The 26,216-nt window shown below is 33.5% G+C and carries 24 protein-coding genes, 1 pseudogene and 1 riboswitch; of the genes and pseudogenes, 9 read left to right on the top strand and 16 right to left on the bottom strand.

Going from position 1 to position 26,216, the window contains the following annotated elements; translation table 11 throughout:
* Positions 1-31: 31 nt before the first annotated feature.
* The 5 genes from Q5Y73_RS07425 to Q5Y73_RS07405 form a co-directional block, all read right to left on the bottom strand.
* Entirely contained in the window at positions 32-907 is an 876-nt protein-coding gene (locus Q5Y73_RS07425) for a PhzF family phenazine biosynthesis protein (RefSeq protein ID WP_305991225.1), read from the bottom strand.
* Positions 908-1,025: 118 nt separating this feature from the next.
* A complete protein-coding gene (locus Q5Y73_RS07420) occupies positions 1,026-1,580 on the bottom strand; it encodes an Ntn hydrolase family protein (RefSeq protein WP_305991224.1) in 555 nt (184 codons plus the stop codon).
* A gap of 32 nt (positions 1,581-1,612) precedes the next feature.
* Complete coding sequence (locus Q5Y73_RS07415; RefSeq protein WP_305991223.1) at positions 1,613-2,497, bottom strand: GNAT family N-acetyltransferase; 885 nt, start codon at positions 2,495-2,497, stop codon at positions 1,613-1,615.
* A gap of 19 nt (positions 2,498-2,516) precedes the next feature.
* Positions 2,517-3,287 (bottom strand): DUF4931 domain-containing protein, encoded by a 771-nt coding sequence (locus tag Q5Y73_RS07410; protein WP_305991222.1) that lies wholly within the window; start codon positions 3,285-3,287, stop codon positions 2,517-2,519.
* 334 nt (positions 3,288-3,621) lie between these two features.
* Positions 3,622-4,521, bottom strand: coding sequence for an arginase family protein (locus Q5Y73_RS07405; RefSeq protein WP_305991221.1), 900 nt, complete (start codon positions 4,519-4,521; stop codon positions 3,622-3,624).
* 111 nt (positions 4,522-4,632) lie between these two features.
* On the opposite strand from Q5Y73_RS07405, the gene Q5Y73_RS07400 reads away from it, so the two are divergent.
* Both Q5Y73_RS07400 and Q5Y73_RS07395 read left to right on the top strand, forming a co-directional pair.
* Positions 4,633-5,181 (top strand): CGNR zinc finger domain-containing protein, encoded by a 549-nt coding sequence (locus tag Q5Y73_RS07400; RefSeq protein ID WP_305991220.1) that lies wholly within the window; start codon positions 4,633-4,635, stop codon positions 5,179-5,181.
* Between the two features lie 459 nt (positions 5,182-5,640).
* Positions 5,641-5,949, top strand: coding sequence for an RNHCP domain-containing protein (locus Q5Y73_RS07395; RefSeq protein WP_305991219.1), 309 nt, complete (start codon positions 5,641-5,643; stop codon positions 5,947-5,949).
* Positions 5,950-6,061: 112 nt separating this feature from the next.
* Here Q5Y73_RS07395 and Q5Y73_RS07390 read toward each other — a convergent pair whose 3' ends face one another.
* Positions 6,062-6,940 (bottom strand): GNAT family N-acetyltransferase, encoded by an 879-nt coding sequence (locus Q5Y73_RS07390; protein ID WP_305991218.1) that lies wholly within the window; start codon positions 6,938-6,940, stop codon positions 6,062-6,064.
* 148 nt (positions 6,941-7,088) lie between these two features.
* Here Q5Y73_RS07390 and Q5Y73_RS07385 point away from each other — a divergent pair, with 148 nt between their 5' ends.
* Entirely contained in the window at positions 7,089-8,825 is a 1,737-nt protein-coding gene (locus Q5Y73_RS07385) for an ABC transporter substrate-binding protein (protein ID WP_305991217.1), read from the top strand.
* A gap of 149 nt (positions 8,826-8,974) precedes the next feature.
* On the opposite strand, the gene map is transcribed toward Q5Y73_RS07385, so the two are convergent.
* The 3 genes and pseudogenes from map to Q5Y73_RS07370 form a co-directional block, all read right to left on the bottom strand.
* Positions 8,975-9,727 (bottom strand): type I methionyl aminopeptidase, encoded by a 753-nt coding sequence (map, locus tag Q5Y73_RS07380; RefSeq protein WP_305991216.1) that lies wholly within the window; start codon positions 9,725-9,727, stop codon positions 8,975-8,977.
* A gap of 8 nt (positions 9,728-9,735) precedes the next feature.
* A pseudogene (locus Q5Y73_RS07375) lies at positions 9,736-9,948 on the bottom strand (bifunctional 5,10-methylene-tetrahydrofolate dehydrogenase/5,10-methylene-tetrahydrofolate cyclohydrolase); the annotation flags it as partial.
* 209 nt (positions 9,949-10,157) lie between these two features.
* Positions 10,158-10,248: riboswitch (ZMP/ZTP riboswitch) on the bottom strand.
* Positions 10,249-10,341: 93 nt separating this feature from the next.
* Entirely contained in the window at positions 10,342-10,881 is a 540-nt protein-coding gene (locus tag Q5Y73_RS07370) for a flavodoxin family protein (RefSeq protein ID WP_305991215.1), read from the bottom strand.
* 143 nt (positions 10,882-11,024) lie between these two features.
* Between Q5Y73_RS07370 and Q5Y73_RS07365 the strand changes: the two genes are divergently transcribed.
* The gene (locus Q5Y73_RS07365; protein WP_305991214.1) at positions 11,025-11,918 is read left to right on the top strand and encodes an ABC transporter substrate-binding protein; all 894 of its coding nucleotides are present in this window, start codon (positions 11,025-11,027) and stop codon (positions 11,916-11,918) included.
* 84 nt (positions 11,919-12,002) lie between these two features.
* On the opposite strand, the gene glgA is transcribed toward Q5Y73_RS07365, so the two are convergent.
* From glgA to glgB, 4 genes are read right to left on the bottom strand one after another with little or no spacing between them, the layout of a single operon-like run.
* Positions 12,003-13,439, bottom strand: coding sequence for a glycogen synthase GlgA (gene glgA, locus Q5Y73_RS07360; RefSeq protein WP_305991213.1), 1,437 nt, complete (start codon positions 13,437-13,439; stop codon positions 12,003-12,005).
* 13 nt (positions 13,440-13,452) lie between these two features.
* A complete protein-coding gene (glgD, locus tag Q5Y73_RS07355) occupies positions 13,453-14,562 on the bottom strand; it encodes a glucose-1-phosphate adenylyltransferase subunit GlgD (RefSeq protein ID WP_305991212.1) in 1,110 nt (369 codons plus the stop codon).
* A 31-nt stretch (positions 14,563-14,593) separates the two neighbouring features.
* Positions 14,594-15,721 carry a glucose-1-phosphate adenylyltransferase gene (locus tag Q5Y73_RS07350; RefSeq protein WP_305991211.1) on the bottom strand — a complete coding sequence of 376 codons (1,128 nt, stop codon included), beginning with the start codon at positions 15,719-15,721 and terminating at the stop codon, positions 14,594-14,596.
* Positions 15,718-17,634 carry a 1,4-alpha-glucan branching protein GlgB gene (gene glgB / locus Q5Y73_RS07345; RefSeq protein ID WP_305991210.1) on the bottom strand — a complete coding sequence of 639 codons (1,917 nt, stop codon included), beginning with the start codon at positions 17,632-17,634 and terminating at the stop codon, positions 15,718-15,720. The genes Q5Y73_RS07350 and glgB overlap by 4 nt, the downstream gene beginning before the upstream one ends.
* Before the next feature lie 305 nt (positions 17,635-17,939).
* Between glgB and Q5Y73_RS07340 the strand changes: the two genes are divergently transcribed.
* From Q5Y73_RS07340 to Q5Y73_RS07330, 3 genes are all read left to right on the top strand, one after another.
* A complete protein-coding gene (locus tag Q5Y73_RS07340; protein ID WP_305991209.1) occupies positions 17,940-18,566 on the top strand; it encodes a hypothetical protein in 627 nt (208 codons plus the stop codon).
* A gap of 197 nt (positions 18,567-18,763) precedes the next feature.
* Positions 18,764-19,456, top strand: a complete 693-nt coding sequence (locus tag Q5Y73_RS07335) for an RluA family pseudouridine synthase (RefSeq protein ID WP_305991208.1) — start codon at positions 18,764-18,766, stop codon at positions 19,454-19,456.
* A 164-nt stretch (positions 19,457-19,620) separates the two neighbouring features.
* A complete protein-coding gene (locus tag Q5Y73_RS07330; RefSeq protein WP_305991207.1) occupies positions 19,621-20,889 on the top strand; it encodes a CapA family protein in 1,269 nt (422 codons plus the stop codon).
* A gap of 40 nt (positions 20,890-20,929) precedes the next feature.
* On the opposite strand, the gene Q5Y73_RS07325 is transcribed toward Q5Y73_RS07330, so the two are convergent.
* Positions 20,930-22,117: a serine hydrolase domain-containing protein gene (locus Q5Y73_RS07325; RefSeq protein WP_305991206.1), complete on the bottom strand. Its 1,188-nt coding sequence runs from the start codon at positions 22,115-22,117 to the stop codon at positions 20,930-20,932.
* A gap of 140 nt (positions 22,118-22,257) precedes the next feature.
* Positions 22,258-23,457: a serine hydrolase domain-containing protein gene (locus Q5Y73_RS07320; RefSeq protein ID WP_305991205.1), complete on the bottom strand. Its 1,200-nt coding sequence runs from the start codon at positions 23,455-23,457 to the stop codon at positions 22,258-22,260.
* 188 nt (positions 23,458-23,645) lie between these two features.
* On the opposite strand from Q5Y73_RS07320, the gene Q5Y73_RS07315 reads away from it, so the two are divergent.
* Positions 23,646-24,071, top strand: a complete 426-nt coding sequence (locus Q5Y73_RS07315) for a GNAT family N-acetyltransferase (protein ID WP_305991204.1) — start codon at positions 23,646-23,648, stop codon at positions 24,069-24,071.
* Between the two features lie 327 nt (positions 24,072-24,398).
* Here the strand turns inward: Q5Y73_RS07315 and Q5Y73_RS07310 are convergent, their stop codons facing one another.
* On the bottom strand, positions 24,399-24,851 hold the full coding sequence (locus tag Q5Y73_RS07310; RefSeq protein WP_305991203.1) for an NUDIX hydrolase: 453 nt from the start codon (positions 24,849-24,851) through the stop codon (positions 24,399-24,401).
* Positions 24,852-25,047: 196 nt separating this feature from the next.
* On the opposite strand from Q5Y73_RS07310, the gene Q5Y73_RS07305 reads away from it, so the two are divergent.
* A complete protein-coding gene (locus Q5Y73_RS07305) occupies positions 25,048-26,115 on the top strand; it encodes a DmpA family aminopeptidase (protein ID WP_305991202.1) in 1,068 nt (355 codons plus the stop codon).
* The last annotated feature ends 101 nt before the right edge of the window (positions 26,116-26,216 follow it).

Genomic DNA, 26,216 nt, shown 5'->3' with positions numbered 1-26,216 from the left:
AATCATCTCCATGTTTCAAAAATCATTGATTTTATAATTTTACAATTTCCTTATTAAAACTTGAAGCCAATCCACCTACTTTTACTGTAGCGATCTGACCCTGATTAACCGTAATACGTACAATAACTTCTGAAGGTTTTTGCATTATATAACCTTGCTCAAAAGAAAATACATGGTTTTCTTTTACATTAATAGAACTATCATACTTGTATAAATAACAAGCTAAAGCAGCATTGGATGTACCTGTTGCACTTTCTTCTGGGATATCATAAAGTGGGGCAAAATTCCTACAGTGTGCTGCAGATGAATCTTCCATAGTCTCTAAAGTAAATACATGATAACCTGTAACTCCATACTCCTTGCATATAGCAGCGATAATTTCCATATTAGGATTCATTTCCTGTAATATTTTTAAATTGTTAACGGGAACTAATATATCCTTTAAACCAGTGGAAACGATTTGAATAGGAAAATCTGAAATTAGATTTTCTTTTTTTATTCCTAGTGAACTTGATATTTCTTCTTGTGGTAATACTCCTAAAAAAGCAGGGAGATTTTGCTCTAAAAACACTTTCCCATCTGGATAAGACTCTACCTTTAATTTCCCTGCTTTTGTATCAATATTTAAAGCTCCATCTTTAATGAAGTTCAACTGTTTCAATAAAGAAAAAGTCGCAATCGTTGCATGACCACAAATATCTACTTCTGATGTCGGTGTAAAATATCTTATTAAAAAATCGCTAGTTTCTGATGGGAATACAAAAGCAGTTTCGGAGAACCCTAGATCATTAGCAATTTTGACCATATGATGATCTTTAAGTTGCTTTGTTTGTAATACTACTCCTGCTTCATTACCACCACTATGTTTATTTGTAAATGCATTTAAAGTATAAACCTCTGTTTTCATTCATTAATTCACCTTTCAATTTTACCAAGTATCTCTGATTCATTCCTTCTTTTCAAATATTCATTTTTAAATTAAATCTACCTACCTTCAAAATTTAGATACTTTCTGCTTTTGTAATTTACAATATTTCAACTTTCATGGGAAGATTAGAATGCAAATCAAACTTAGTTGTTATCTCAATTGCTTTTCTTACAATTTCTTCAGCCGATAGATCTGATTCATAAAGTGCATCGGATGCAGCCAACGCAAAAGGGGTTCCTGAACCAACCGCCCAGAATTTTCTCATAACATTCACACTTTTATCATTTTCTACATGAAATATTCCTCTAGGTGTGGCCAAAAGCATATATACTCCCAATTCTTCAAAAGAGCCTTCGCTTGCAGCATTCAGATAATACTCTTCTTTCATAATTTTAAATAATCTCAACACCGTTTCATATACAGAAAAACGGTCTTGCAAATCAAATATCTCTTCATACTTATTAATGATGCTGTCAATGACATTATGAAACTGTCCTTCACCAACTAATCCCACTATCGAATCTTGAACTCTGTGCAGTTTAAATTTATTTTCCTTATGTTCAGGAGCTTGTAACAAGCTCCCATCCGAATGCTTGGAATCACAACCGATGCAAATCTCACCATTTTTTTCTACAGCAATAACAATAGACATATTTATCCCTCTTTTTTTTATCATATTTTCTTTTATTTCTTCAATGTTTTCTCCATATAAACTTGCTCTATTTTCTTTTCAAAACCCATTTCATATAATAACTTAATTACAACTTGATTTTTATGAGATAAATTCAAAACCATTCGTTTACTTTCTTGATCAAAAGGAGAGAAGCAATGTGATAATAAAAAAACAGCTATATCAAGTTCATCATTTCGACCTTCTAATATTTCACATTGATAAAGCATAGTTGAAACATGAGCACCCTCATCATTTTCATTTTGTTTATACAATGCATATCCTATGCAAATCCCTGTTTTATCTAAAACGAGTACTCCCTCACCGCTTTTTACACTTTGCCACTGCGTTTGCCAAGGTAACCCTTTTTTATAAAATGGAATATGTTGTATTTTGCTAGGCTTTACTTTTAAAATTTCGTAATTTGAAAAATCATTTTTAAATGGATTTGAATAAAATGATTGATTATTTGCATAAATCAATAATTGATCTTCTATTATGTATCCCATTTTTTTATACAGCTCTATTGCTTTCTCATTTTCCTTTATCGCCTCTAATGTTGCAATATCAACACCTTGCTTTTGGTAGATCCCTAAAGTTTGTTCCATCATTCTTTTTCCTAAACCCTTATGTCTATATTCAGGAGCTACACCTGTTCCTCCATTCCATGCAATTTTTTTCCCATCTAACTCACGAATACCGTTTAAAACTAAACCTATAGGTTTATGATCATCAAATGCTATAATGGATAATTCTGTGGATAATCCTTCCGTTACAAGTCTATTTAAAAAAACTTCCAATGTCATTTGAACATCCGTTAAATATCCTGTAAATCCTAAATTCCATGCAGTTACAGCTTCTTGAAAACTACAATCTGATAAACGTTTAATTTTGATCACTTCAATCACAACTCCTCTTCTATTTAAAATATATATCTTTCATTTTAGTTACAATTTCATTTATGTTATTAGATACTTGTGGGATGGAATACCCTAAAAAAAGTGGTGAAGTTACAAATCTGGGCATGATTTTCACAAAAATGAGTTGATTTAGTCTATAAAAAAATAAATTATAACTGTTACATTTAAGATGATTTAATAAAAAATGAGTGCCGTTTTGAATATAAACAGCCATTTGATCGACATCTTTTAAGTTGAAATTCTCATTCACTTTTACATTGAATTCTGTAAATCCAACCAAAGGATAATTGGAGACTGATAAACTAACATTCCCAGCACTATGAATGAATTCCCCATCAAAAGTATCAGTATTTACTTTCCGCCAATAATTCAACTTTTTTAAACCAACAATTTGCATATGAGGGTGTCTTATAGTTCCACCTGATAAAAGGCCATGATTCTTATATAAAATTACAGACTTATACTCACCACTGTTTTCCATTACAAGCCATTTTTCAAATGCAAATCGAAATAATTGCTTTAAATGGGAAGGATCATATTCTGATAATTCTGATTCACACTGATCCGTTTCTATTATTATTGTTTGATAGGTATCCTGAAGTGTTGGATATTTATTTTCCACCCAAATAATCGTACCCTCTCTATCTATTACATTTGTTAAACTCTCTGTCTCACAAAAAGGACAGCTTGTATCACGCTTAACAATACTTTCAGGCTTACTTTTTGCTAAATTTGAATCAAAACAAAGCATACTTTCTTCAAGAACCATACATAACCACCCACTAATTATTTAAAAACTACTTTAAGTATTTACAGGTTTTACTTAAGGGGAAATCATTCTAGAACCCCAAAAGAAAACTGTCATAAAGATCAACAATATGATTTTCATCCCCTAATTTTCCACCCACTTGTAATTCCATTTATTAATGTTAATACAATATCTGTTTTATTCATTATGCTCTGTTCATAAGTGGTTAAAAAGGGTATAAACCTAAAAAAAATAACCCCTTTTTGGAGGTTAAAATAGTAACTGAACCTAACATATTATAATCTAAAATGATTATGATTATCCTTTTTCTAACAGAAATTAATAGGGTATAATGTTAATTTAACACCTCTATCAACATATTTGAAAAAGTTTTTGTTACTTCATTTTTAACATCTAAATCAGGGTCTAATATCGTTACATTCATTCCAACTATCTTTGGTGATGCTAGAACTTTACTTAAGAGCTCCTTTAGTTCTGTCCACTGTAAGCCGTTTGGTTCTGGACAATCAACACAAGGCATAATAGAAGCATCTAGTATATCAGCATCCAAATGCAACCAATAACCCTCTATCTCATTATCCCTATGCATAAAATTCAATATTTCATCAGTTGATTTCTCTATCCCCTCTCGAGTTGATTTTTCCGCGCTCCAACACGTAATGCCATCAGCTATAACTTCATCTATAATCCAACTCTCTGGATCAGACTCACGATATCCAAATGTAAGAGCATTTTCTGTTTGAATGTAAGGCTTTTTATTTTCGAGATTTGTTAAAATATTTGTTCCTTTTCCAGTGACTAACGCTAAATCCATACCAGCTACAGCAGCTTCCTTTGAGATTCCTTTGTGGTTATAATCCGAATGTGCATCTAAATGAATGAGTCCATATTTTCCCTTTCTCGCCAAAGCTAACGCACTTCCTATTAATACACTACAATCCCCACCTAAAACAATAGGAAATGCGAAGCCGTTTAAAACTTTCTCAACATTGTCCGCTAATTCAACTGATAAAGTTGCAATTTGATAAACGTTTAACGCACCATCATGAAATATTTGACCTTCTGGATAAATAGGTTGAGTTAACCTACTAGCGACCTTGGCTCCAATGGATGTATGAAAGCCTAACTCTTCAAGTTTATCAGGAAGTTTGTTACAACCTCTTTCTCTGCCATCCAAATGCCGTCTTAACCCCAGATTGACAGGAGCATGTATGATTTGTTTTTCTTTTATCATGTAAAAGAACCTCCCTTTAAGGAAACCAATTTCATCACATTGATTTTATGTAATACTTAAAATATAATTTAAATATTACTACCAGTATAACATGTAAGGAGGTAAAATTATATGGGGTATTACAATGAAGAGTGGCTTTCTCTTACCTTTGAAATACTGAATTCTTATGATCCATACTATGAAAATCCTGAAAAATTGCCTGGGGTGGACGAATTAAATGAAGTGCTTCAAAAATATAATTTATTTGAAAAAAAACCTACCACTTTTGATGATTTAGCAGCCATACAAAAATATCGAAATCAATTACGAAAACTCATCTCCATTGGAAGCGACGAAGAATTAGTAGCATTTCTAACTATATTTGAATCTCAAAATCCTATTCGATCTAGACTCTCATCGGAAGGAAATGGTAACTATAAAATCATTTATGGTCAATCACTGAAAAGTAACAGACCTTTAGTTGATGCCATCTTAGCAGTTTGTTCATTTTCATTAGGGAGAGAGCTAGTGGAGTATGGAAGAACAAGACTCAAATCATGTGCTTCCACTCCTTGCGAGGAAATCTTTATAGATCGTTCTAAAAACGGACTTCAGCGCTTTTGTAGTAAAAAATGTTCAACTCGCTTTCATGTTAAAAAATACCGGAAGTCAAACAAATGATCTGATGACTTAACTTAAATACTCATATAAAGAAATCTTTCTTTTAGAACGTGGCAAAATAGATTAAACATATGCTAAAATACTTTGTTAGATAGTTTTGGGTATAATTTGGAGTGATTAACATGAAAAGAAGGATCGTATTTTATACTCATACCTAATCGGGGACGAATGCCGATGTCAGTGAAATTGATCATACACTTACCGGTGGAAGGTGGACCCAAATACTGAAGCTATTCCGCCTTACAGTGGCCAATACAAAGAACACAAAATTGGTCTAGGTTCGGATTTTAAGATGAAATATGCTTAGATGAAGTAGGAAACGGAAGTAATCGCTGACCCTAAAGGAACTGGCGGTGAATTTGTAAATGGTTCAATTAAGCCTGAAATAATAGATGAGAACAAGAACGGAACCCGAGCTTCTTGATTTATAACAATAAATCAAGAAAAGGGAGTTTGGGTATGAGTAGAAAAAAAGAGAACACTAGCTTCTCTTGTGGTCATTGTTTAAGTTTTGTTCACCCCCTATCAAATGGGAGTTTTAGAAATCATTGTCCGGTTTGTCTATATTCAAAACACGTGGATGAAAAACCTGGAGATAGAAATAGCAAATGTAAAGGTTTAATGAAACCAATAGGGATTAGACACAATTCTCGAAAAGGATTGCAAATCATACATCAGTGTACAATATGCAATGTAGAAAAAGTAAACAAAATTGCTGAGTTTGATCATCAATCAGACAATATAAATGCAATAATCAAATTAATGTAATAACAATACCCCAATAACTATCTATCTTAATTTATACAATAAAACCCCAATTCACCATATTAAATTGGGGTTTTATGATTAACTTCAACTTATTTAGCTAGTTTTCACATTCTTACATCATTTTTCCCATGTACACTTGTTCCAATCTCATTTTAAAACCTGCCTGCTTAAGCAATGATAAAACGACTCTGTTGTTTACTGATAAATTCATCGTCATTCTTTTCATCTTATGATCAAATGGTGAGTATATCTGTGTTAATAAACATGTAGTAATCTCCTTATAATCCTCTCTCTCAGGTGAAACCTCGCATTGATAGAGGACAGTTGAAGTACAAACGCCTTGCTCATTAAAGTTGCGTTTATATATTACATATCCAATTGGTTCCTTCTCTTGATCCAGCGCAATTAATACCTCTCCCTCCCTCACACTGTCCCATTGTGTTTGCCAAGGCAGCATACTTTTATAAAATGATAATTTTCTCACTTCGCTTGGAACCGCTTTCTTCATTTCGTATTTAATACACTTATCTCCAAAAGGGCTAGAGTCCAAAGCATCTTTATGTACATAGAACTGTAAACGATCCACACTTACATATCCATGTCTTTTATATAATTGAATTGCTTTTTCATTATCTATTAAAACCTCTAAGGTTGAAATTTTAACATCCTCACTTTGGTAAATGGACAGTGTCTCTCTCAAAAGTTGATCTCCAATTCCTTGACCGCGAAATGTGGGTGCAACAGCAATTCCACCTATCCATGCTACCTTCTTACCGTCAATGTTTCTTGTCCCGTTCAGAACAATCCCAATAGGCTGATTATCGTGATAGGCAATTAGAGATAGTTTTGGTGAGGTTTGCTCTGTTACTAAACGTTTCAAAAAAGATTCCATAGTCAACTGTACATCTAACATATAGCCAGTAAAACCATTGTTCCAGGCCTGCAAAGCATCCTCTAAAGAACATTCAGAAAGTCGTTTTATATTATACATTTTTTCCCCCAGATTATATATAAAAATCATATTCGTTATGAAAATCTTTGAAACATGTATTTTATATATTATTATCCTCTATTCAAAAATAGCTAAAAAGGGTATAATCGAACTGAAAAACAACCCCTTTTTAGATAGGAGACATGACATGAAAGAGTTATCTTATTTTCAAATGAGGGCTTATTTATATCCAAACGAAGTAGAGGAAAGTGTTGAATTCAAATTGAATGAATTGGAAACACTCTGGCACTGCAACAAAAAAAATGTTAAACAAAAAATTAAGAAATACGAGGAAGAAGGCAGATTCATCTACATACCCGGAAGAGGAAGAGGCAATTCCTCTCGTATACACTTTAAAAATTCACTTCATCAGGATGTACATAATACTGTTATTACATATATTAATAATGGACAATTAGAACATGTTTTTCAATTGCTAGAACTGAATATCCCTAAAACATCTTTTGAAATCGTTTTCAAAGAAATTCAAAAACGGTTTGGATTAGATTCAAGTCAAATATCAGATGATGTTCTACGTACAATTGTGATCAGATCGATAAAAACGTTAGATCCTATCAATGCCACATTTGATTTTGAGTCATACTTAATTAAACAACTTGGAAGTACATTGGTTACATACGACCAAAAAACAGATTCAGTTCAACCCCACATAGCACACCATTGGAAAGTGGATATCGAATATAAGACTTGGACATTCCATCTAAGGAAAGGAGTATTGTTTCATCACCAAAAAGCGTTAACAAGTGATGATGTTCTTTATACTTTTGAACGTTTTCAAAAAACTTCTTCTTATTCTTCCTGGCTTATTAAAGATATTGAAGAAATAGAGTGTTTATCACCTTATATTGTGCAAATTAAATTAAATCAACCTAATCCTTATTTTATACGTTATCTATCCACAACCTATCTTTCCATCTTGTCTCGGGATGAAGGTTTTCAAGAAAACAAATGGATTGGTACAGGACCTTTTCAGTTAAAAGAACGTACAAATTCAAAAATTGTATTAAAAGCATTTGATCACTATTTTCTAGAAAGACCCATACTGGATGAAATAGAATTCTATCTAGTACCCAGAAAAACAAAACATGTAATGGACATTAAACTAAAAAATAAAGAAACAGCAGATTCAGTGCTGCAAAAAAAGCTTACAGTTGGTTATGATTTTCTTGCATTCAATTTTCAAAAACCTTCTATTGTACATCATCCATCTTTTCGAGCTGCATTGTTCCATCTCTTCGACATCAAAAAAATGTGGAATGACTTAGGCCGTAACCAAATGGTAGAAGCCTCCAGTTACTTTCCCTGGAACTCAAATCCACAACAAAGAAATAGAAGTCTAGTAATCGGACTAATAAAAGATTCAGGTTATCAAGGAGAACCGTTAACATTATTCTATAAAAATGCCGTAGATGAAAAAGAAAGAGCAGATTGGTTAAGGCGTGAAGCAGCATCAGTAGGTATTAAAATTCGAAATCAAGGTAGGTTTATCGAAGAGATTTTATATAGTTCAGAATTAGACCAAAAGCCAGATTTAATTTTATGTGGAGAAGTTGCTTCGCTTGATTATCATATATCATTTATAGATTCCTTTTATAATAAAGCAAATATTATTCATAGATTTTTGGGAAAAGAAAATATTAAATTTATTGGAAAATATTTAGATAAAATGAGAGTTGAGCAAAACTATAAAAAACGCGAATATTGGATAAACAAAATAGAGACTTATATTCGGAAAAATCATCTTCTACTGTTTCAAATACATCCCATAAGAAAAATCATTATGCACCCTAAGATACAAAATATACGTTATGGTGGTTTTGGGTTTGATGAGTTTCAGAAATCTTGGATTGATGAGCAAACATAATTACACACTCCAATAGCAGTATGCAACATATGTTGGAGGACCCTACCTAAGGAATAAGGGAAAAAATCTTTTCCCTTATTTCACCATTTTTCTTACTAAAGACATACAACATCCATATTCACATTTCTATAATGTAGTGTAACACTCACCTATAATTGGGTAACAATAACAGGTTTATCATCTGATACGATGACTGTGTGTTCATATTGTGCTACTAAACTGCCATCAGGTGTGACTAAAGTCCATCCATCTTCTTCTTCCAAAACGTAATCACTTCCTGTAGATATGAAGGTTTCAATCGCTAATACAAGACCATTTGTCAATAACTCATTTTCGGCATTATTTTTGTAATTGGATATACTCTCAGGAGCTTCATGCAATTTTTTACCTATTCCATGTCCTGCTAAGTTTTTCACGACTTGAAACCCACTTTTTCTTGCAACCTTATTTATTTCTTTTCCAATCTGATTCACCTTGCTGCCTTGTTTTGCTTTTGATATCCCTTTATACATAGCTTCTTCTGCACATTGGCATAATTTATATTTACTTTCATCACTAGAACCAATTACGATGCTTGCACCTGTGTCCGCATAGTATCCATCCAATTCAGCGGAAACATCTATATTAACTAAATCGCCTTTTTTCAGTACTTTTTCACTAGGTATTCCATGTGCTACCTCTTCATTCACACTGATACAGGTTATTCCGGGAAAATCATAATCTTTATTAGGTGCAGATTTAGCCCCATATTGATTCAAAATATTTAATCCAATTAAATCTAGTTCCTTTGTAGTCATTCCTTCTTTAGCGCTTCTGAGCATCTCTTCCCTTGCAAGAGCAACAACTCTGCCAACTTTCTTAATTCCTTCTAAGTCTTCTATACTATCAATTGACAACAACATCACCTCTTTTAATTTTTACATGCAATCTCTGCTGCTTGAACTGTGTGTTTTAGAAGCATTGCAATTGTTACAGGACCCACTCCGCCAGGAACAGGTTTAATAGCACTTGCCCTCCTATAGCAGCTTTCATATTCCACATCTCCAACATTACCCTTATTATACCCTGCGTCTAAAACAATCGCATCTTGTTTAATCCATTCTCCTTGAATAAAATTCGGTTTAAGCCCTTTCATCAATATGAGATGGTACTGGATGCTGAAGAAGGCTAAGCAAGGGATAATTCCTTTTGTTTTCAGTTGTGAAACCTTAACCTTTAATTGTTTTTTGATTTCTTCAGCTACGATTGCTCCATCTAAAATCATTTTCTTTTCCATTATTCTTCCTCCTCATAAATTAAAATAAAAAAGAGGCAAGAAACATAAATGTCCCTTACCTCTCCCCAGGCGATCGGCTAATGGTTTTTATTTTAAAGCAGCTCCCTTATGGTTTTTTCCATATTTTCGCCATTCACTGCTATTTTCATCTTATTTATAATTACACTATAAAGTGAACCTTTCTTTTAGTAGGGGTTTCATACCACCACTGAAAGTTAGTTGAACTTATCAGGTGAGATTCTATGAACTAAAAGTTTGATTCCACAATAAAGCCTTAGACATTGCAGCTTTATCCACTCTAACATCTCCAGGTAGATTCCCTTGGCCAAGAATATAATCAACAAACTCCATATTTACAAATTTAAAAATATACTCAAATTGTTGGATTAGAGGCAAAGCTTCTATTTTGGGATTTGCACCAGCAGTCACAATCACATAAGCTTTCTTTTTAGACATTTCTGCTTTAAAATCAAATCTTTCATCACGAAGATACTGGGACCATCTGTCAAAAAAGTTTTTCATCGGTCCAGTCATACCATACCAGTATAAAGGCGTTGTGAATATGTAAATATCATGATTGAACAAATCTGTTAAGAGCTCTTCATAATCATCAAGGACAATGCTATATCCTTCTTTCGAATGTCTCTTATCTACAACTGGTTTTATATTTTTTTCAGCTAAACACACTTTTTTATACTGCAGGTCAGATAAGGCTTGTTCTGATAAAATTTCGGAGTTCCCCTCTTTTCTAGAGCTGCCTAGAATATTTAAGATTTTCATTTCCTTCACTCCTGTTTCAACTTTTTATTTAGAGATTCAATAAACACCTTGTATAATAATAACATTATTGATGCATTTTAAAGACCACTTTAAGGAAATTTGTGATACGATTGAACAAATAATTTATTTAGGAGCGTACATCAATGAAAGCAATATCCTGTTTACCAGCTGCAACCCAAATGATTCATGAATTAGGGCTAGAACATTTTTTAAGCGGGGTTACATTCGAATGTCCTTCTGATAAACCTAAAGTAGTAAGGTCCGTATTAGAAGGTGAAAAATTAACTTCATCAGAGATTAATGAAATTGTATCTCAATATGTAAAAGAAGATAAATCACTTTATTATATAGAACAAGAATTATTAGAAATGATAGAGCCAGATATTATGTTTACACAACATGTTTGTGATGTATGTCAGGTAGGAACTTCTTATGTTGAAAAAGCAGTCTATCAATTAAAAAAACAGCCAGAAATTATCCCGCTCATCCCTAAAAAATTGAATGACATATTTGATAATGTTATCACTGTGGCTAAGGCATTGAAATCCGAGCAAAAAGGAATAGAATTAGTTCAAAGCTACCATCAACGTATAAATAACATTCAAAATACACTAAAACAATATAAAAAACAAAAAACATCTGTTTTTTTTATGGAATGGATTAATCCCATTTATAATTCTGGACATTGGATTCCAGAGCTTGTACAACTTGCTGGTGGAGAAGATGAATTAGCATCACCAGAAGGACACTCTAATCCAATCCAGTTTGACCAAATAAAAAAAGTAGATCCTGAAATCCTCATCATTTCACCATGTGGATATGATGAAAAAAAAGCAAAACAAGAAGTAAAACAACTTGAACAATTATACGGCTGGAAGGAGCTTAAAGCGGTGAAAAACAACAAAGTTTATCTACTAGATGCTAATTTATTTACACAACCTAGTATCGGTGTAGTAGATGGGATTGAACTTCTAGCATCCTTGTTTCATCCTGAACTATTTCCAGAACAAAATAGGAGAGGGATATTCTCATTCTAAAACTCGCTGATTGGCAACACAAATTATAAAATGACCCTTAAATGCATTATAAACATCATTTAAGGGCTCTTAAATATACTCATTTTAATTTAACACAAACACTAACTGTTTATATAGATTTATATATTCTCTGGCTGGTTTTTCCCAGCTTACATTTACTTTTTTGATTTGATTAATGATACTATTCCAAATATCTTTATTGTGATAACACTCAACTGCTTTTTGAATTGCGTACAACATATCATGGGCATTGTAATTTATAAAAGTAAATCCCGTACCTTCACCTGTATATTTATTATAAGGTTTCACAGTATCCTTCAATCCCCCAGTTTCCCTCACGATTGGAACTGCTCGATATTGATAGGATAATAATTGCCCTATCCCACAAGGTTCATATAATGATGGCATGAGGAATAAATCTGAAGAACTATAAATTTTTCTCGCTAGAGCATCGTCAAATTTAATGATTGTAGACAATTTAGTTGGATTTCGTTTCGCAGCGTCTTCAAAAAAAAGTTCATATTTTCTTTCTCCAGTCCCCAAAATGACAAATTGAACATCCATCTCCAAGATTTCATCCAATACGTGAGCTACAAGATCATATCCTTTTTGTTCCACTAACCGAGAGACCATACCGATCATAGGAATATCTTTATTCACAGGTAAACCGATCTGCTTTTGAAACCTTTCTTTATTCAGTCTTTTATTAAATAAAGAGTTTTGATACTTCACTCTCACATTCGGATCCGTTACAGGGTTGTAACTTTTAATGTCTATTCCATTTAGAATACCATGTAAATCTTTATTTCTTGATGTAATAACCCCTTCCAACTGCTCACCATATTCAGGAGTTTGGATTTCTTCAGCATATGTATGACTCACAGTAGTAATTACATCTGCATATTGAAGAGCCCCCTTCATACAATTGCCTTGGTCATAAAATTCCAACGAATCTTGAGTAAAATATTTATCATCTAAATCTGTTAAACTCTTCAATAAAGGCTTTGAAAAAATGCCTTGGTATTTTAAATTATGAATCGTAAAAATGGTTTTTATATTCCTATATACTGGTTTATCTGAATACTGTGCTTTTAAGCATACTGGAATCAAACCTGATTGCCAATCATGACAATGAATAATATCTGGTTCAAAATCCAAATGAGGAATCGCCTCTAAAACTGCTTTATTAAAATAGACAAACCTTTCACCATCATCACCATAACCATATAATCCGGGTCTCTTAAAATAAAATTCATTATCAATAAAATAATAGTGAATTCCGTTCACTTGCAGTTCTTGAACACCACAATACTGATTTCGCCAATCAAGCTGAATGTTGAAAACAGCTTTTGTTGTCATCTGGTTCTTATACTCATCTGCTATATCTCCATACTTAGGCAGTATAACTCTAATATCCGCACCCTTTTTCTTAATTTGCTTTGGCAATGAGCCAATCACTTCTCCTAGTCCTCCTGATTTTACAAAGGGGTCTGATTCAGATGCTACAAATAGTATATTCATGATATACCTCCTCTCAAATTACTTTTTGTTTTTCTGCAACAAATGGCATTTTTGGATCCCCAATAATCTCCTGGTCCATGTTTACAATCACATGTTTGTCTAAAATGGCATTTTCCAAGTTTACATTTTGCTGAATAACGGAGTTTGGCATAATAATGCAGTTTTTAAGGCGTGCCCCTTCTCCAACCTCAATCCCTCTAAATAAGATACTGTTTTCAACGGTACCTTTAATAATACAGCCATTCGTAACTAATGAATTTAATACGCTGGCAGAAGATTTATATGCTGCAGGTGCTTCATCTTTTGTTTTTGTATAGATTGAATGAGACTGATGGAATAATTGATTGAATAAAGATGCATTTAATAAGTCCATGCTGTTTTTGTAATAGCTTTGCACAGTATTAATGATGCCTAAATAACCAGAGTATTTATAACCATAAACACTTAACAAATCTAAATTTTTGATGACAGCATCTGTAATAAAATCCTTCCAACCTTTCGCAATAGAAGTCTCAACTAAATCAAGAAATAACTCTTTTCTCATCAGCAGCATTTCCATGCTAAATGGATCACTCTGTTGTTTTGTATGATAACCCTGCATAGATGATACCTTTTGATCAGCATTTACTTTTATCTGACGCGTTAATGAATAAAGCTCTTCTTTGTCTTCTTTATATAACACTGTAATTTGAGCTTCTTTTTCTTTGTGAAACTGTAATATCGGTTTAAAATCTATATTGCAAACCATGTGAGATTTTGAAAGAATCACATACTCTTCATTACAACGAAAAAAGTAATCTCTGTGACAATAAAAATAATATAAATCCCCCTTCTTGGATTCATCTGGATCATCAAATAATGGAGGTAAGACCGTTAATCCATTTTGCTTTCGATCTAAATCCCATTCCCTACCGGATCCTAAATGGTCCATCAAAGAACGATATTTTTCCTGTGTAAACATACACACTTTTTGAACTCCAGAGTTTACTAAGCTTGATAATATAAAGTCAATTAAACGATATCTACCGCCAAATGGAGTGGAAGCGATACATCTGTTGTAGGTTAACTCTTCTAGTTGATCTGTTTCATTGACCAAGTTTATGATCCCCATCACATTTTTCATAGAAGTTTCTTCCTTTCATATGAATTAGAATTCATGTAACAATCTCGCGATGTCCGATTAAAGTAATATCTTCCAGATTCCCTACAACATTGTGATCATGGATTATCGTTCCTTCACCTATTATCGCCCGATTAATCTTTACATTTTTCCCTATCTTTACATTTGGCATGATCACTGAATCCTTAACGTTACTTCCTTCTTCAATGTGAACCCCATACGAAAGTACTGAATTTTCAACTTCTCCAAAAACAGTACACCCCTCATTTACTAAACTATTTCTCACTATCGCTTTTGAAGAAATATACTGTGAAGGTTGATTTAAATTTCTTGAGTAAACTTTCCAACCCCTCTCATTTAGGTCGAATGCTGAATTTTTTTTTAATAAATCCATATGTGTTTCCCATAAGCTTTCAACCGTCCCTACATCTCTCCAATATCCCTCAAAGGAATATGCATATAGATCATTACCATTTTCCAGCATCTTTGGAATGATGTCTTTACCAAAATCATGAGATGATCTTTGATCTTTAGCGTCAGAAATTAATAATTTCTTCAAAATACCCCAATTAAAGATATAAATACCCATGGATGCTAGATTGCTGCGTGGATTTTTTGGTTTTTCAAAAAAGGAGATCATTTTATTCTCATCATTTGTATCGATAATTCCAAATCTTGATGCATCTTTCCAACCTACACTAATGGCCGCAACTGTTGCTTCAGCATTTTTTTGAATGTGAGCATTCAACATCAATTCATAGTTCATTTTATATATATGATCACCAGAAATAACTAGTACATATTTAGGATCATACTGTTCAATAAAATCAATATTTTGGTAAATGGAATCTGCAGTTCCTTTATACCAATCCCCACCATCTTGTTTAATATAAGGAGGTAGAATCGTGACTCCACCTTCTTCACGCTCTAGATCCCATGGTTTTCCTACTCCAATATATGAGTTTAATGCGAGTGGATGGTATTGGGTTAAAACTCCGACTGTATCAATCCCTGAATTCGTACAATTGCTAAGTGTAAAATCAATTAATCTATATTTTCCTCCAAAATAAACAGCTGGTTTTGCTAATTTAGAAGTTAATGCTCCTAATCGATTCCCCTTCCCACCTGCCAACAGCATGGCTACACATTCCTTTGATCTCATTTTATCTCTCCCTCTATTTCTTTAGGTACAGCAGGTACTCTTTTAAACATAATCGTTGCTAAAGGAGGTATGGTTAGCTGAATGCTAAAATCTTGAAAATTACAGGATTTCAATTGTGCTTTAACCCTCCCATTTTTTTGTCCTGAACCTCCATATTTCAACTCATCACTATTAAATATTTCTTCATAAACCCCAGGCATATTAACCCCTATCAAGTAATTTTGATGCACTAACGCAGTAAAGTTACATATGACGAGAATACTTTCTTCATCGTCCCCCTTTCGAATAAATGAAATAATGCAATCTTTATCATTATTCGCGTCCATCCACTGAAAACCTGAAGGATAAGAGTCTAACTCCCACAAAGCTGGTTCTAATTTATAGAAGAAATTTAATTCTTTTACGAATTGCTGATACTTGTCATGCATTTCAAAATTCAATAACATCCAGTCTATCTGTTCTAGATCCTTCCATTCTTCAAATTGCGCAAGCTCACTACCCATGAAATTCAGCTTTTTTCCAGGATGGGTCATTTGATAGCTATAAATCAATCTTAAGTTTGCGAATTTTTGCCAGTAATCACCCGGCATTTTATTTAACATGGATTTTTTACCATGTACAACTTCATCATGTGAAAAAGGTAAAACGTAGTTTTCTGAAAAAGCGTAAAGCAATGAAAAAGTAATTAATTTATGTTCATAGGGTCTAAAAATAGAGTCTGTTTCCATATAACGCAACATATCATTCATCCAGCCCATATTCCATTTAAAGTTAAAACCAAGTCCGCCATCATAAGTTGGTGCACTAACTAAAGGCCAATCTGAAGAATCCTCAGCCATCATTAAGGCGTCTGGAAAATACTGAAATACAGTTTCATTTAACTTTTTGATAAATTGAAGAGCTTCTAAATTTTCTGTGCTACCATTTTTATTTTTAATATGCTGATGTCTAGGTTTATCAAAATTCAAGTTGATCATACTTGCTACAGCATCTACTCGAAAGCCATCGATATGATATACATCCATCCAAAATAATGCATTGGAAATGAGAAAGGATACAACCTCTGGTTTGTTATAATCAAAGCTCAATGTCCCCCACAAAGGTTTCTCAGCCTTCATCATATCTTCATGTTCATATAATGGTGTTCCATCAAATTGTCTTAATCCATGTTCATCCTTGCAAAAATGGCCAGGTACCCAGTCCAAAATAACTCCTATCCCATTTTGATGACAACGATCCACAAAATACATAAACTGCTCAGGAGTGCCATAACGACTTGTGAGAGAATAATATCCTGTAATTTGATAACCCCATGATCGGTCATAAGGATGTTCCATTAAAGGCAACAGTTCAATGTGGGTGTACCCCATTCCAATAACATATTCTACTAGTTCGTCAGCAAGTTGTTCGTAAGATAAACCTTCATTATTTCTCTTTTTCCAACTACCAAGATGCACCTCATATATATTCATGGGTTTAGCATGAACGTTTGATTTGCGTTTTTCAGACTGCCAATTATCATCCTGCCAATGATAATGATTTAAAGATTTAACAATGGAAGCTGTTTGAGGTCGTTTTTCAGAAAAAAATGCATAGGGATCGGATTTCAACAAAACTTGATTTGACATTGTATGTATTTCATATTTGTATAAATCCCCTTCAACCAAATGTGGAATAAAGATATTCCACACACCATATTCTTCTACTTTATGCATTCGATGCTGTTCACCTATCCAACCATTAAAATCTCCAACCACATGAACTGATTTTGCATTGGGTACCCAAACGGTAAAACGCACTCCGATTACTCCATCTCTCTTCTCTATATGAGCACCAAATAATTTATAAGCTTGAAACAAATCCCCCTCTGTAAATAAATCTAATTGCTCCATTGTTGGAAGCAAATCTAGCATAAATTCATCTCCTTATTTCCAATCCTTTTCTCAAAATAGAACCATGCTCCCAAAACTTCTTTTTATATGTATGAAATGAATAAATGTAATAGAACAAAAATTCTTATCGGAGCTTCTCAAAGAGGTATCCTAATACTTCAATGCAAAACAATACTAGACAAAAGTACAATTTATTTAAACTAAACGAATGTCCATACCACCAAGAGGTGTCCAACATACAATAGATGGAGAACAAGAAAAAGTGAAAAGAAAGTCATTTGGACTCCAAGTACGGGGAATGATAAAAGAAAGGAGAGAAGTTTAAAATGGCTAAAAAAACAAGGAAAACACCTAAAAAAAGAAAAAAAATCCACCAACCAACCATTTCCAAAAGCGAAGTTAAAAAATTAATCGGAAAAGACATTTATGCTATAAAAAAAGATGGTACTTTCGTGGTGGGGAAATTAGTAAAAGTTAAGGGAGGAGCCATATATGTCAACCCTAAATCCGGAGATAAAGCTCATACTAACTTCATCTTGCCCCTTTTAATGAAAGGATTGTTAGGAATGGGCAAGCTTGGCGGTGGCGGTCTCGGCGGTATGCTTGGTGGCATGCTTGGCGGTGGAGGCTCTGGCGGTGGCGGTGGCGGTCTCGGCGGTATGCTTCCAGGTTTATTAGGTGGTATGCTCGGTGGAGGCGGCTCCGGTGGTTCTGGTGGAGGTGGCGGTCTCGGTGGCATGTTGGGCAGTATGCTTGGCGGTGGAGGCTCTGGTGGGGGTCTCGGTGGTATGCTTGGCGGTGGAGGCGGCTCTGGCGGGGGCGGCGGTCTCGGCGGCATGTTAGGTGGTATGCTCGGCGGCGGGGGCTCTGGCGGAGGCGGCGGGGGCGGCGGTCTCGGCGGCATATTAGGTGGAAATCAAGGGGGAAATGGAAATCCAGGTGGATTTTTGTAATTTATAAACATCTAATCATGCATCCAAAGAAACACATAATCACTAATCCCCCCTCCGTAAGATTACTTTTGGGTGCGGTGTAAAGGTGTTTACACGCATCCATTTCCAATTTTAAATTTAGTTGCATATGTACTTGCCTGATAAAGAAATTGTATGTAAAATTGGACAAGCTATTACTATTGTAAATGGAGGCAAATATGAAAACACAACATCCCATTCCTGTTATATATGAAGACAATCATATTCTTATTGTCGAAAAACCTGTCAATATTCCAACCCAACAAGATATTTCTGGAGACATGGATTTGTTAACGATGTTAAAGCAAGACATAAAGGAACGATATAACAAACCTGGAAATGTATTTTTAGGGTTAGTACATCGACTAGATCGGCCAGTAGGTGGTGTAATGGTTTTTGCAAAAACGTCAAAAGCGGCATCACGATTATCAAACAGTATTCGAACACATCAAATGGAAAAAGAATATATGGCCGTTATTCATGGAACTCCCAGCAAACAAAAAGGAAAGCTTATTCACTATTTAAAAAAGGATACGAATCTAAATAAAGTGTATAGTGTTGCAAAAAATGTAAAGGACAGCAAAGAAGCGATCCTTGAATACGAAATAAAAGGATCAAGGGATGGATTTAGCTTAGCACAAATAAGATTGCATACTGGTCGTTCACATCAAATACGAGTTCAATTTTCAGAAATCGGCTGCCCTCTTTATGGAGATCAAAAATATGGAGAAAAGGGAAATAAAAAGAATCAACAAATTGCATTATGGTCAAAAAGAATCAGCTTTTGTCATCCAACTTTAAAAAATGATATTGAGTTTCATTCTTCTCCACCACCCGTATTTCCTTGGAATCTATGGAAGGGAAATTCTTGATATTTTTTTCATGCTATTGCCAGAATTTTAATCTTTCTGTAAAATAGCAGGCATAACACATATATAAGAGAATGTAACAGAATCCATTGTCTCTGACCCTGACGCTCATCATAAGCAAAACAAAAGGATAACAAGGGTAATATTATAAAAAGAAGAAGGTACATATGAAAAAAATACTATTATTCTCAATCATACTTCTCTCTGGATGCGGCAGTAATACTTTCACAGCAAATGATTTGGAGCTTCAAGAACCTATTGAGTTAACTATAAGTGATGAAGCTAATCCATTGAAAGACATAAAAAAAGCTGCGTTTAAAAGAAAGTACATCTTATTAAATCAAGAACCAGAAGCATATTCTACAACTGCTGAGCTATATGCTGTTGGTGATATTATGATGCATTATCCACAAATTTTACATGGATATGACAAAGAAGTTGGGCAATATTCTTTTGATTCATACTTTACTGAAGTAAAAGATTTATTTGTTGATGGAGAATGGGTCATTGGCAATCTCGAAACCCCACTTGCAGGAGAAGCAGTAGGATATTCCGGTTATCCTCAATTCAATGCTCCAGAGCAATTAGCTGATGCACTTAAAAATGCTGGATTTAACATCCTTACAACCGCAAATAATCATTCATTAGATCGACGAGAAAATGGTGTTATTAATACACTAAAATTTTTAGATGAACGAAAAATTCACTCTACAGGCACTGCAGCATCTAGGGAGGAAGCTCAACAATTATTAACCGTCTCAAAAAATGAAATTAACATGGGATTTTTAGCTTATACATACGGTACGAATGGCATTCCTATTCCTGAAGGCAAAGAATATTTAGTGAACTTAATCGATAACGATCAAATGGCTAACGACATACAAAAATTAAAAACAGCAGGTGTTGATATTGTAACAGTATCCGTGCATTTTGGATCAGAATATCAAAGAAATCCAAATGAATTGCAAAAAAATATTGTTAAACATCTTATTAAGTCTGGAGCTGATATTATATTGGGCAGTCATCCCCACGTTGTTCAACCTTATGAATTCCTTGAACTTCAAGGGTATGACGGTGAAATGAAAAAAGGAATTGTTATCTATTCATTGGGGAATTTCATATCCAATCAAGGACCAGACCAAGGAACCGCTTTATACACTGATGTTGGTGTGATTTTCAAAGTAGCCATTGAAAAACATTTCCCAGAAAATAAAACGGTTATAACGCATATTGAAACGATCCCTACGTGGGTTCATAAATACTATGCAGATAATAAAAAGAACTACAGGATTTTACCTATTAAAAAAATGATTACATCAAAAGAAGATGAGTACCTCCCTTCAAATACTTATCCGTTACTTGAAACTTATTTTGAGGAAGTTTCTCAACACCTTCATTCTATCAATGCTATTCCCATTGGAGGATTTTCCAACTAATAGAAATATTTTTATATTTTTCCCTATTCTCAAACTAATCTTATTCTCTTCCATATACAACGTCTACAAGAATATCCTTAAGAGTATTATTAGTATTATGAATCCTTTGATGATTACCTAATATAATTATCAATACTCCAGTCTCGGGTTCAAAGTGTACTAAATTTGTGTATCCAAGCATTTCACCTACATTTACCACTACATTTCTTTCATCCAAAAAAGTACCTAGACCATAATTATATTGCGTTGCATTAGGCACACTATTCTCTATGTAAGTATGTGTTGATAACATTTTTTGAACTGCTTCTTTTAATAAAATTTCATTCGTATTCATCGCTTTATACCACTTTGATAAATCAATTACTGTAGAGTATATACCTGCTGATGCATCTACGCCACCTGTATTATATAATTCCATTTCATCTGCATATCCTTCACCTATCATAGAATGACCAATTGCTTTATCGTATTCATTAATCCAGTTATATCCTATACCTGAATTTGTCATCTCGAGTGGATTAAATATATTTTCCTGAATATACTCATGATATGGCATTCCTGTAACTTGTTCAATAATACGTCCTAACAAAATATAATTTGAAAAGCTATATCCAAATTCCTCTCCAGGTGCAAAAGTTAATTCCTCATTTTCAAAAATACCCATAATGACATCCAAGTCTTTTCCTTCATCAGTCGTCGTGTACACCCATTCTGGGATTTGGCTAAAATAAGGCTCTTGCATATAATTCACAATTCCTGATGACATCGACAATAAATGTTGAATCGTAATTTCTTCCCAATGGGTTTGTTCAGGGAAAAACTCTGTAATTGGGTCATCAAGATAAAGATATCCCTCCTCCTCTAACATTAAAATCGCTGCAGCTGTAAACTCTGTTGTACTTGTGCCTATTAAAAATTTTGTAGCGATTGTATTTTCTATTAGTTCTTCATAATCTGCAAATCCAACTCCTTTAGTGAAAATATCTGACTCACCTACACCAACATAAACTGCTCCTGAGAAATAGAATTCTTCTGAAAATCCATTCACTGCTTGTTCTATTTGTGCTGCAAGCTCTTCCTTGTTGTTGATTGCTAGTGGTTTGAACTCGATTTCATTTTCATCTTTCTTTGTTTGTTCTGTAACATCACTGTAGTCGGTTGTAGATACTGAACACGCGCTCAAAACAAGAAATAAACAAATAAGTACAAAAACATAACTTTTTTTCATTCAAAACTTCCTTTCTATCATCTTTGCTAGAATGCATGATACAATTTTATATTAAGAATTGATATATATGTTCTTTATTATGTTACAGCGTTTAAGTAATTTCAAGTTTTTACCTCTTTAAATTATTTTATGAATAGAACTTAATTTGAATTGATTAATTCATTACTACGCAATACATCTTTTAAAGCGCTCAAACCCATTTCTAAACTGTCTTTAAATAATTCATTATTACTGAATAGAATAATAACAGTTTCTGAATCAAGGTCTCGGTATATAATTGATGTGTATCCTGGCATCAATCCAGAATGTTTAAGTTGATTTTCATTTACCATCCAACCATATCCATATCCATACCGTTGAATATAGGGCATTTCAACGTATGCAACGTAACTCTTTTCAATCGTTTCTTTTTTGAGTAATAGATCTGTGTATAACGCTCTATCCCATATTGCCAAATCACTTGCACTTGTATATAAGCCACCCGCAGCAGATACTAAAAAGTACTGCTCATATTGACTTGGAATAATCTCATTTTCTTTAATAACTTCATATCCTAAGGCTTTATTTTGTTGTAAATTCCAATCTATACTATAACCAGAATTGTTCATACCCAAAGGTTGGAAAATATTCTTCTCTAAAAACTCTTCATAAGTCATCCCTGAAACTTTTTCTATAATTAATCCTAGTAAAATATAATTTGAATTACTATATTCATATCTCTCACCTGAATTAAAATGAAGTGGTATCTCATTAAAAGCTGAGATTATTTCTTCTGAAGCTGGAAAAGTAGTGGAAGAACCAAATTTCTCAAAAAGATATGGATCATCTGTATTCACAATTCCTGATTGCATCGACAACAATTGGTGAATTGTTATATCTTCAAATTGAGAAGCTTCAGGAAAATATGTTGTAATTGGATCATCAACGTTTAATAATCCGCTTTCTTCTAACATTAATATAGCCACTGCCGTAAATTGTTTAGTCAGTGAAGCCATTATAAACTTAGTATCTAAAGAATTGGGGATTTGATTTTCATAATCTGCCATTCCAAAGGCTTTAGAATATATTTCCTCCCCAGCTTTTCCAACATATACTGTTCCTGAAAAATGATAGTATTCTTCAATTCTATTCATAGCATTATCTAATTTTGTATGGATATCTTGTTCAATTGTTTCTATATTTTTTCCTTGGTTTTGTTTTTCCTGCGTTTCTTTCATAGTTGATTCTTCGGTGGTAACTGTTTGTGATTCTTCACTACCTCTTTCAGTTGAGCTTTCATTTGTACATCCGGAAATGATTACTGTTAAACATATGAATACAATAAATATACTTCTCCACATATAAACCAACCTTTCTTAACTTATTATTTCATACAACATGCATCTGAAATAATAGAAATCTTATAACCATAAGTACGTTTTAAAATTTAAGCGGTTTCATTTTTTAATAACTAGATGATTCTCCATACCTCTTATCACTCTCAAATTATTGTATAATAGATTTTAACAATTTTATTGGAGGTCACTTTATGGAAATCATCTTTAAGCATTATGTAATTAGTAATGATAAAGCAAAATTAGACATTAATACAATTTGTGATTTTTTGGCTAAAAGTTATTGGGCAAATACAAGATCTAAAGATAAAATTCAAAAGTCAATAGAAAACTCGCTTTGTTATGGGGTTTATGATGGAAACAAACAAATCGCATTCGCACGGATTGTAACTGATGGTGCTACCATGTATTGGTTGGGAGATGTGTTTGTTGATGAATCCTACAGAGGTGAAGGGATAGGCACAAAATTGATTGATATCATAGTAAATGCAGAAGAAAACGTGGATTTATTTGGTTTACTTGGCACTAAAGATGCACATGGATTGTATGGAAAATATGATTTTAAACGTGATGAGTATATGGTCCGCAATCCTAACTATATTAAAAATGAGAGATCATAATGTCTAATATTCACTATATTTTTATTTTGTTGTTCTTTCTGCTGATCATCACGATTTATTTATTGTTTTTCTTATCATCGATAAAAAGTCAAAAATAAACAAAAACATCAAATATCAAGCACTAGTTTTCTCATTTGCTATCTATATTTCTGTTACTTATGTGCTTCCACAATTGTCTTTTAGTCAAATCCAAGGATTAGATGAACAGATCAAATTGGAAGAGAGATTCACCACTATAGATTCCATTCATGATTATGAATGATAATAGCTAGTAATAACTTCAAACTTTAATCAATGGTAAATACATCATATTCTTGCTTATTAGGATTACTTACAAATTCTTTTTAGATATGCTTCTATATAGTTGCTGTTTGCCTCATTAATATCTTCGGGTAGTGCATTAATATTAAAATATTGAAAGCTAACAGACTCAGTATAATCTATTGCTAGTTTCCCTTTAGTTTCATGTGCTAAATACACAGCAGTTATTGAAAATAATTCGTCTCCATTATTCAACTTCAAATAATATTCAGGTCCAGAGAAAACATCTAGTAATTGCAAACCTCCAATTTCAAGACCAGTTTCTTCTTTCACCTCTCTCCTTGCAGTGTCTTCTAAACTTTCACCTACCTCCATCAAGCCACCAGGCAACCCCCACGTTCCATCTTTTCTATGTTGTAATAACAAGTTATTATTCTCATTAACAATTAATACTACTGAACCTGGTAGTAACAATGGTCTAGAGCCCACTAATTTTCTTAATTCCATAACATAACTCATTTTATTCCTCCTATCACATTCCAAAAAAAAACTTATGCTAGATTTTAGAACTAACCCTATCGACTCTCAAAGTTCTCCGTATCCTTCTATTGGAAACACTTACCTATTATATCTGTTATAATAATAGTATTCAACACCAGTAAATATTGATCTTATTCTGTTATTTTAAAAATAATAATAGGGATGGCGAATGAATATGTTAAATCAAAAAAGATTAAGAGATTACGGAGTAAAAATAGGTCGTCTAGAAACAGGGAGCTTAAACTCAATAACAGATGTAGAAGGAGTCACTGTTGGACAAGTAACACTTAGCAATAAAGAGATGCAGACAGGTGTTACAGCCATCTTACCTCATCAAGGAAATATATTTAGAGATAAATTAATTGCCTCAAGTCACGTTATAAACGGGTTTGGGAAAACGATGGGTACTATTCAAGTTGAGGAACTAGGAACATTAGAAACTCCAATTATATTAACAAACACGTTAAGTATCGGTACAGCTGCTGATGCCTTAATTGAATATATGCTGGATCACAATCCTGAAATAGGCCGTTCCACTGGATCAGTTAACCCTGTTATCTGTGAATGCAATGACATGCAACTAAACGATATTCGAAGTAAATTTGTAACGAATGAACATGTTTTCGAAGCATTGTCAAATACAGCACCTGAATTTAAGGAAGGTACAGCAGGAGCCGGTACTGGGATGTTATGTTATTCATTAAAAGGTGGTATTGGAACTTCCTCTCGATTAATGTCCATGGAACACGGAACTTATACGATGGGTGTTTTGGTTTTATCTAATTTTGGAACTTTGAGTGACTTGAAAATAAAAGGTAAAGCTGTTGGAGAAGGTTTGAAAGATACCAATATTGATATACAAGAGGAAAAGGACAAAGGGTCTATAATAATAATTGCTGCTACTGATCTCCCTGTTACAGAAAGACAGCTTAATCGTATTATCAAACGAGCAGTAACAGGATTATCTCGTACTGGTTCCATTGTTTCAAATGGAAGTGGAGAAATAGTAATTGGTTTTTCCACAGCAGCAAAAATTCCTCATGAAAAAACTTCCGATTGCCATGTAATCTCAATGATTCATGAAGAAGATATAGACTTGGCATTTAGAGCTATTGGAGAGGCTACGGAAGAGGCGGTTCTAAATTCTTTAGTAACTGCTACGCATGTTGTTGGAAGAGATGGAAATGAAAGACCTGCTTTAAAAGATTTAATAACAAAATACAATATTGAATTAACCGAGTAGTGTGATAAAGAGAATCTTGCTTTCAATGGGAGTTTTTATATCTCTCGCTGAAAGTTAGATGAACTTATCAGGTGAGAATATGCTGTAAGACTCCTCCTTGA

It is taken from the genome of Chengkuizengella axinellae, from assembly GCF_030730905.1.
In the GTDB taxonomy this organism is placed as follows: Bacteria; Bacillota; Bacilli; order Paenibacillales; family KCTC-33759; genus Chengkuizengella; species Chengkuizengella axinellae.
This window is presented reverse-complemented; position numbering and strand designations above follow the sequence as displayed.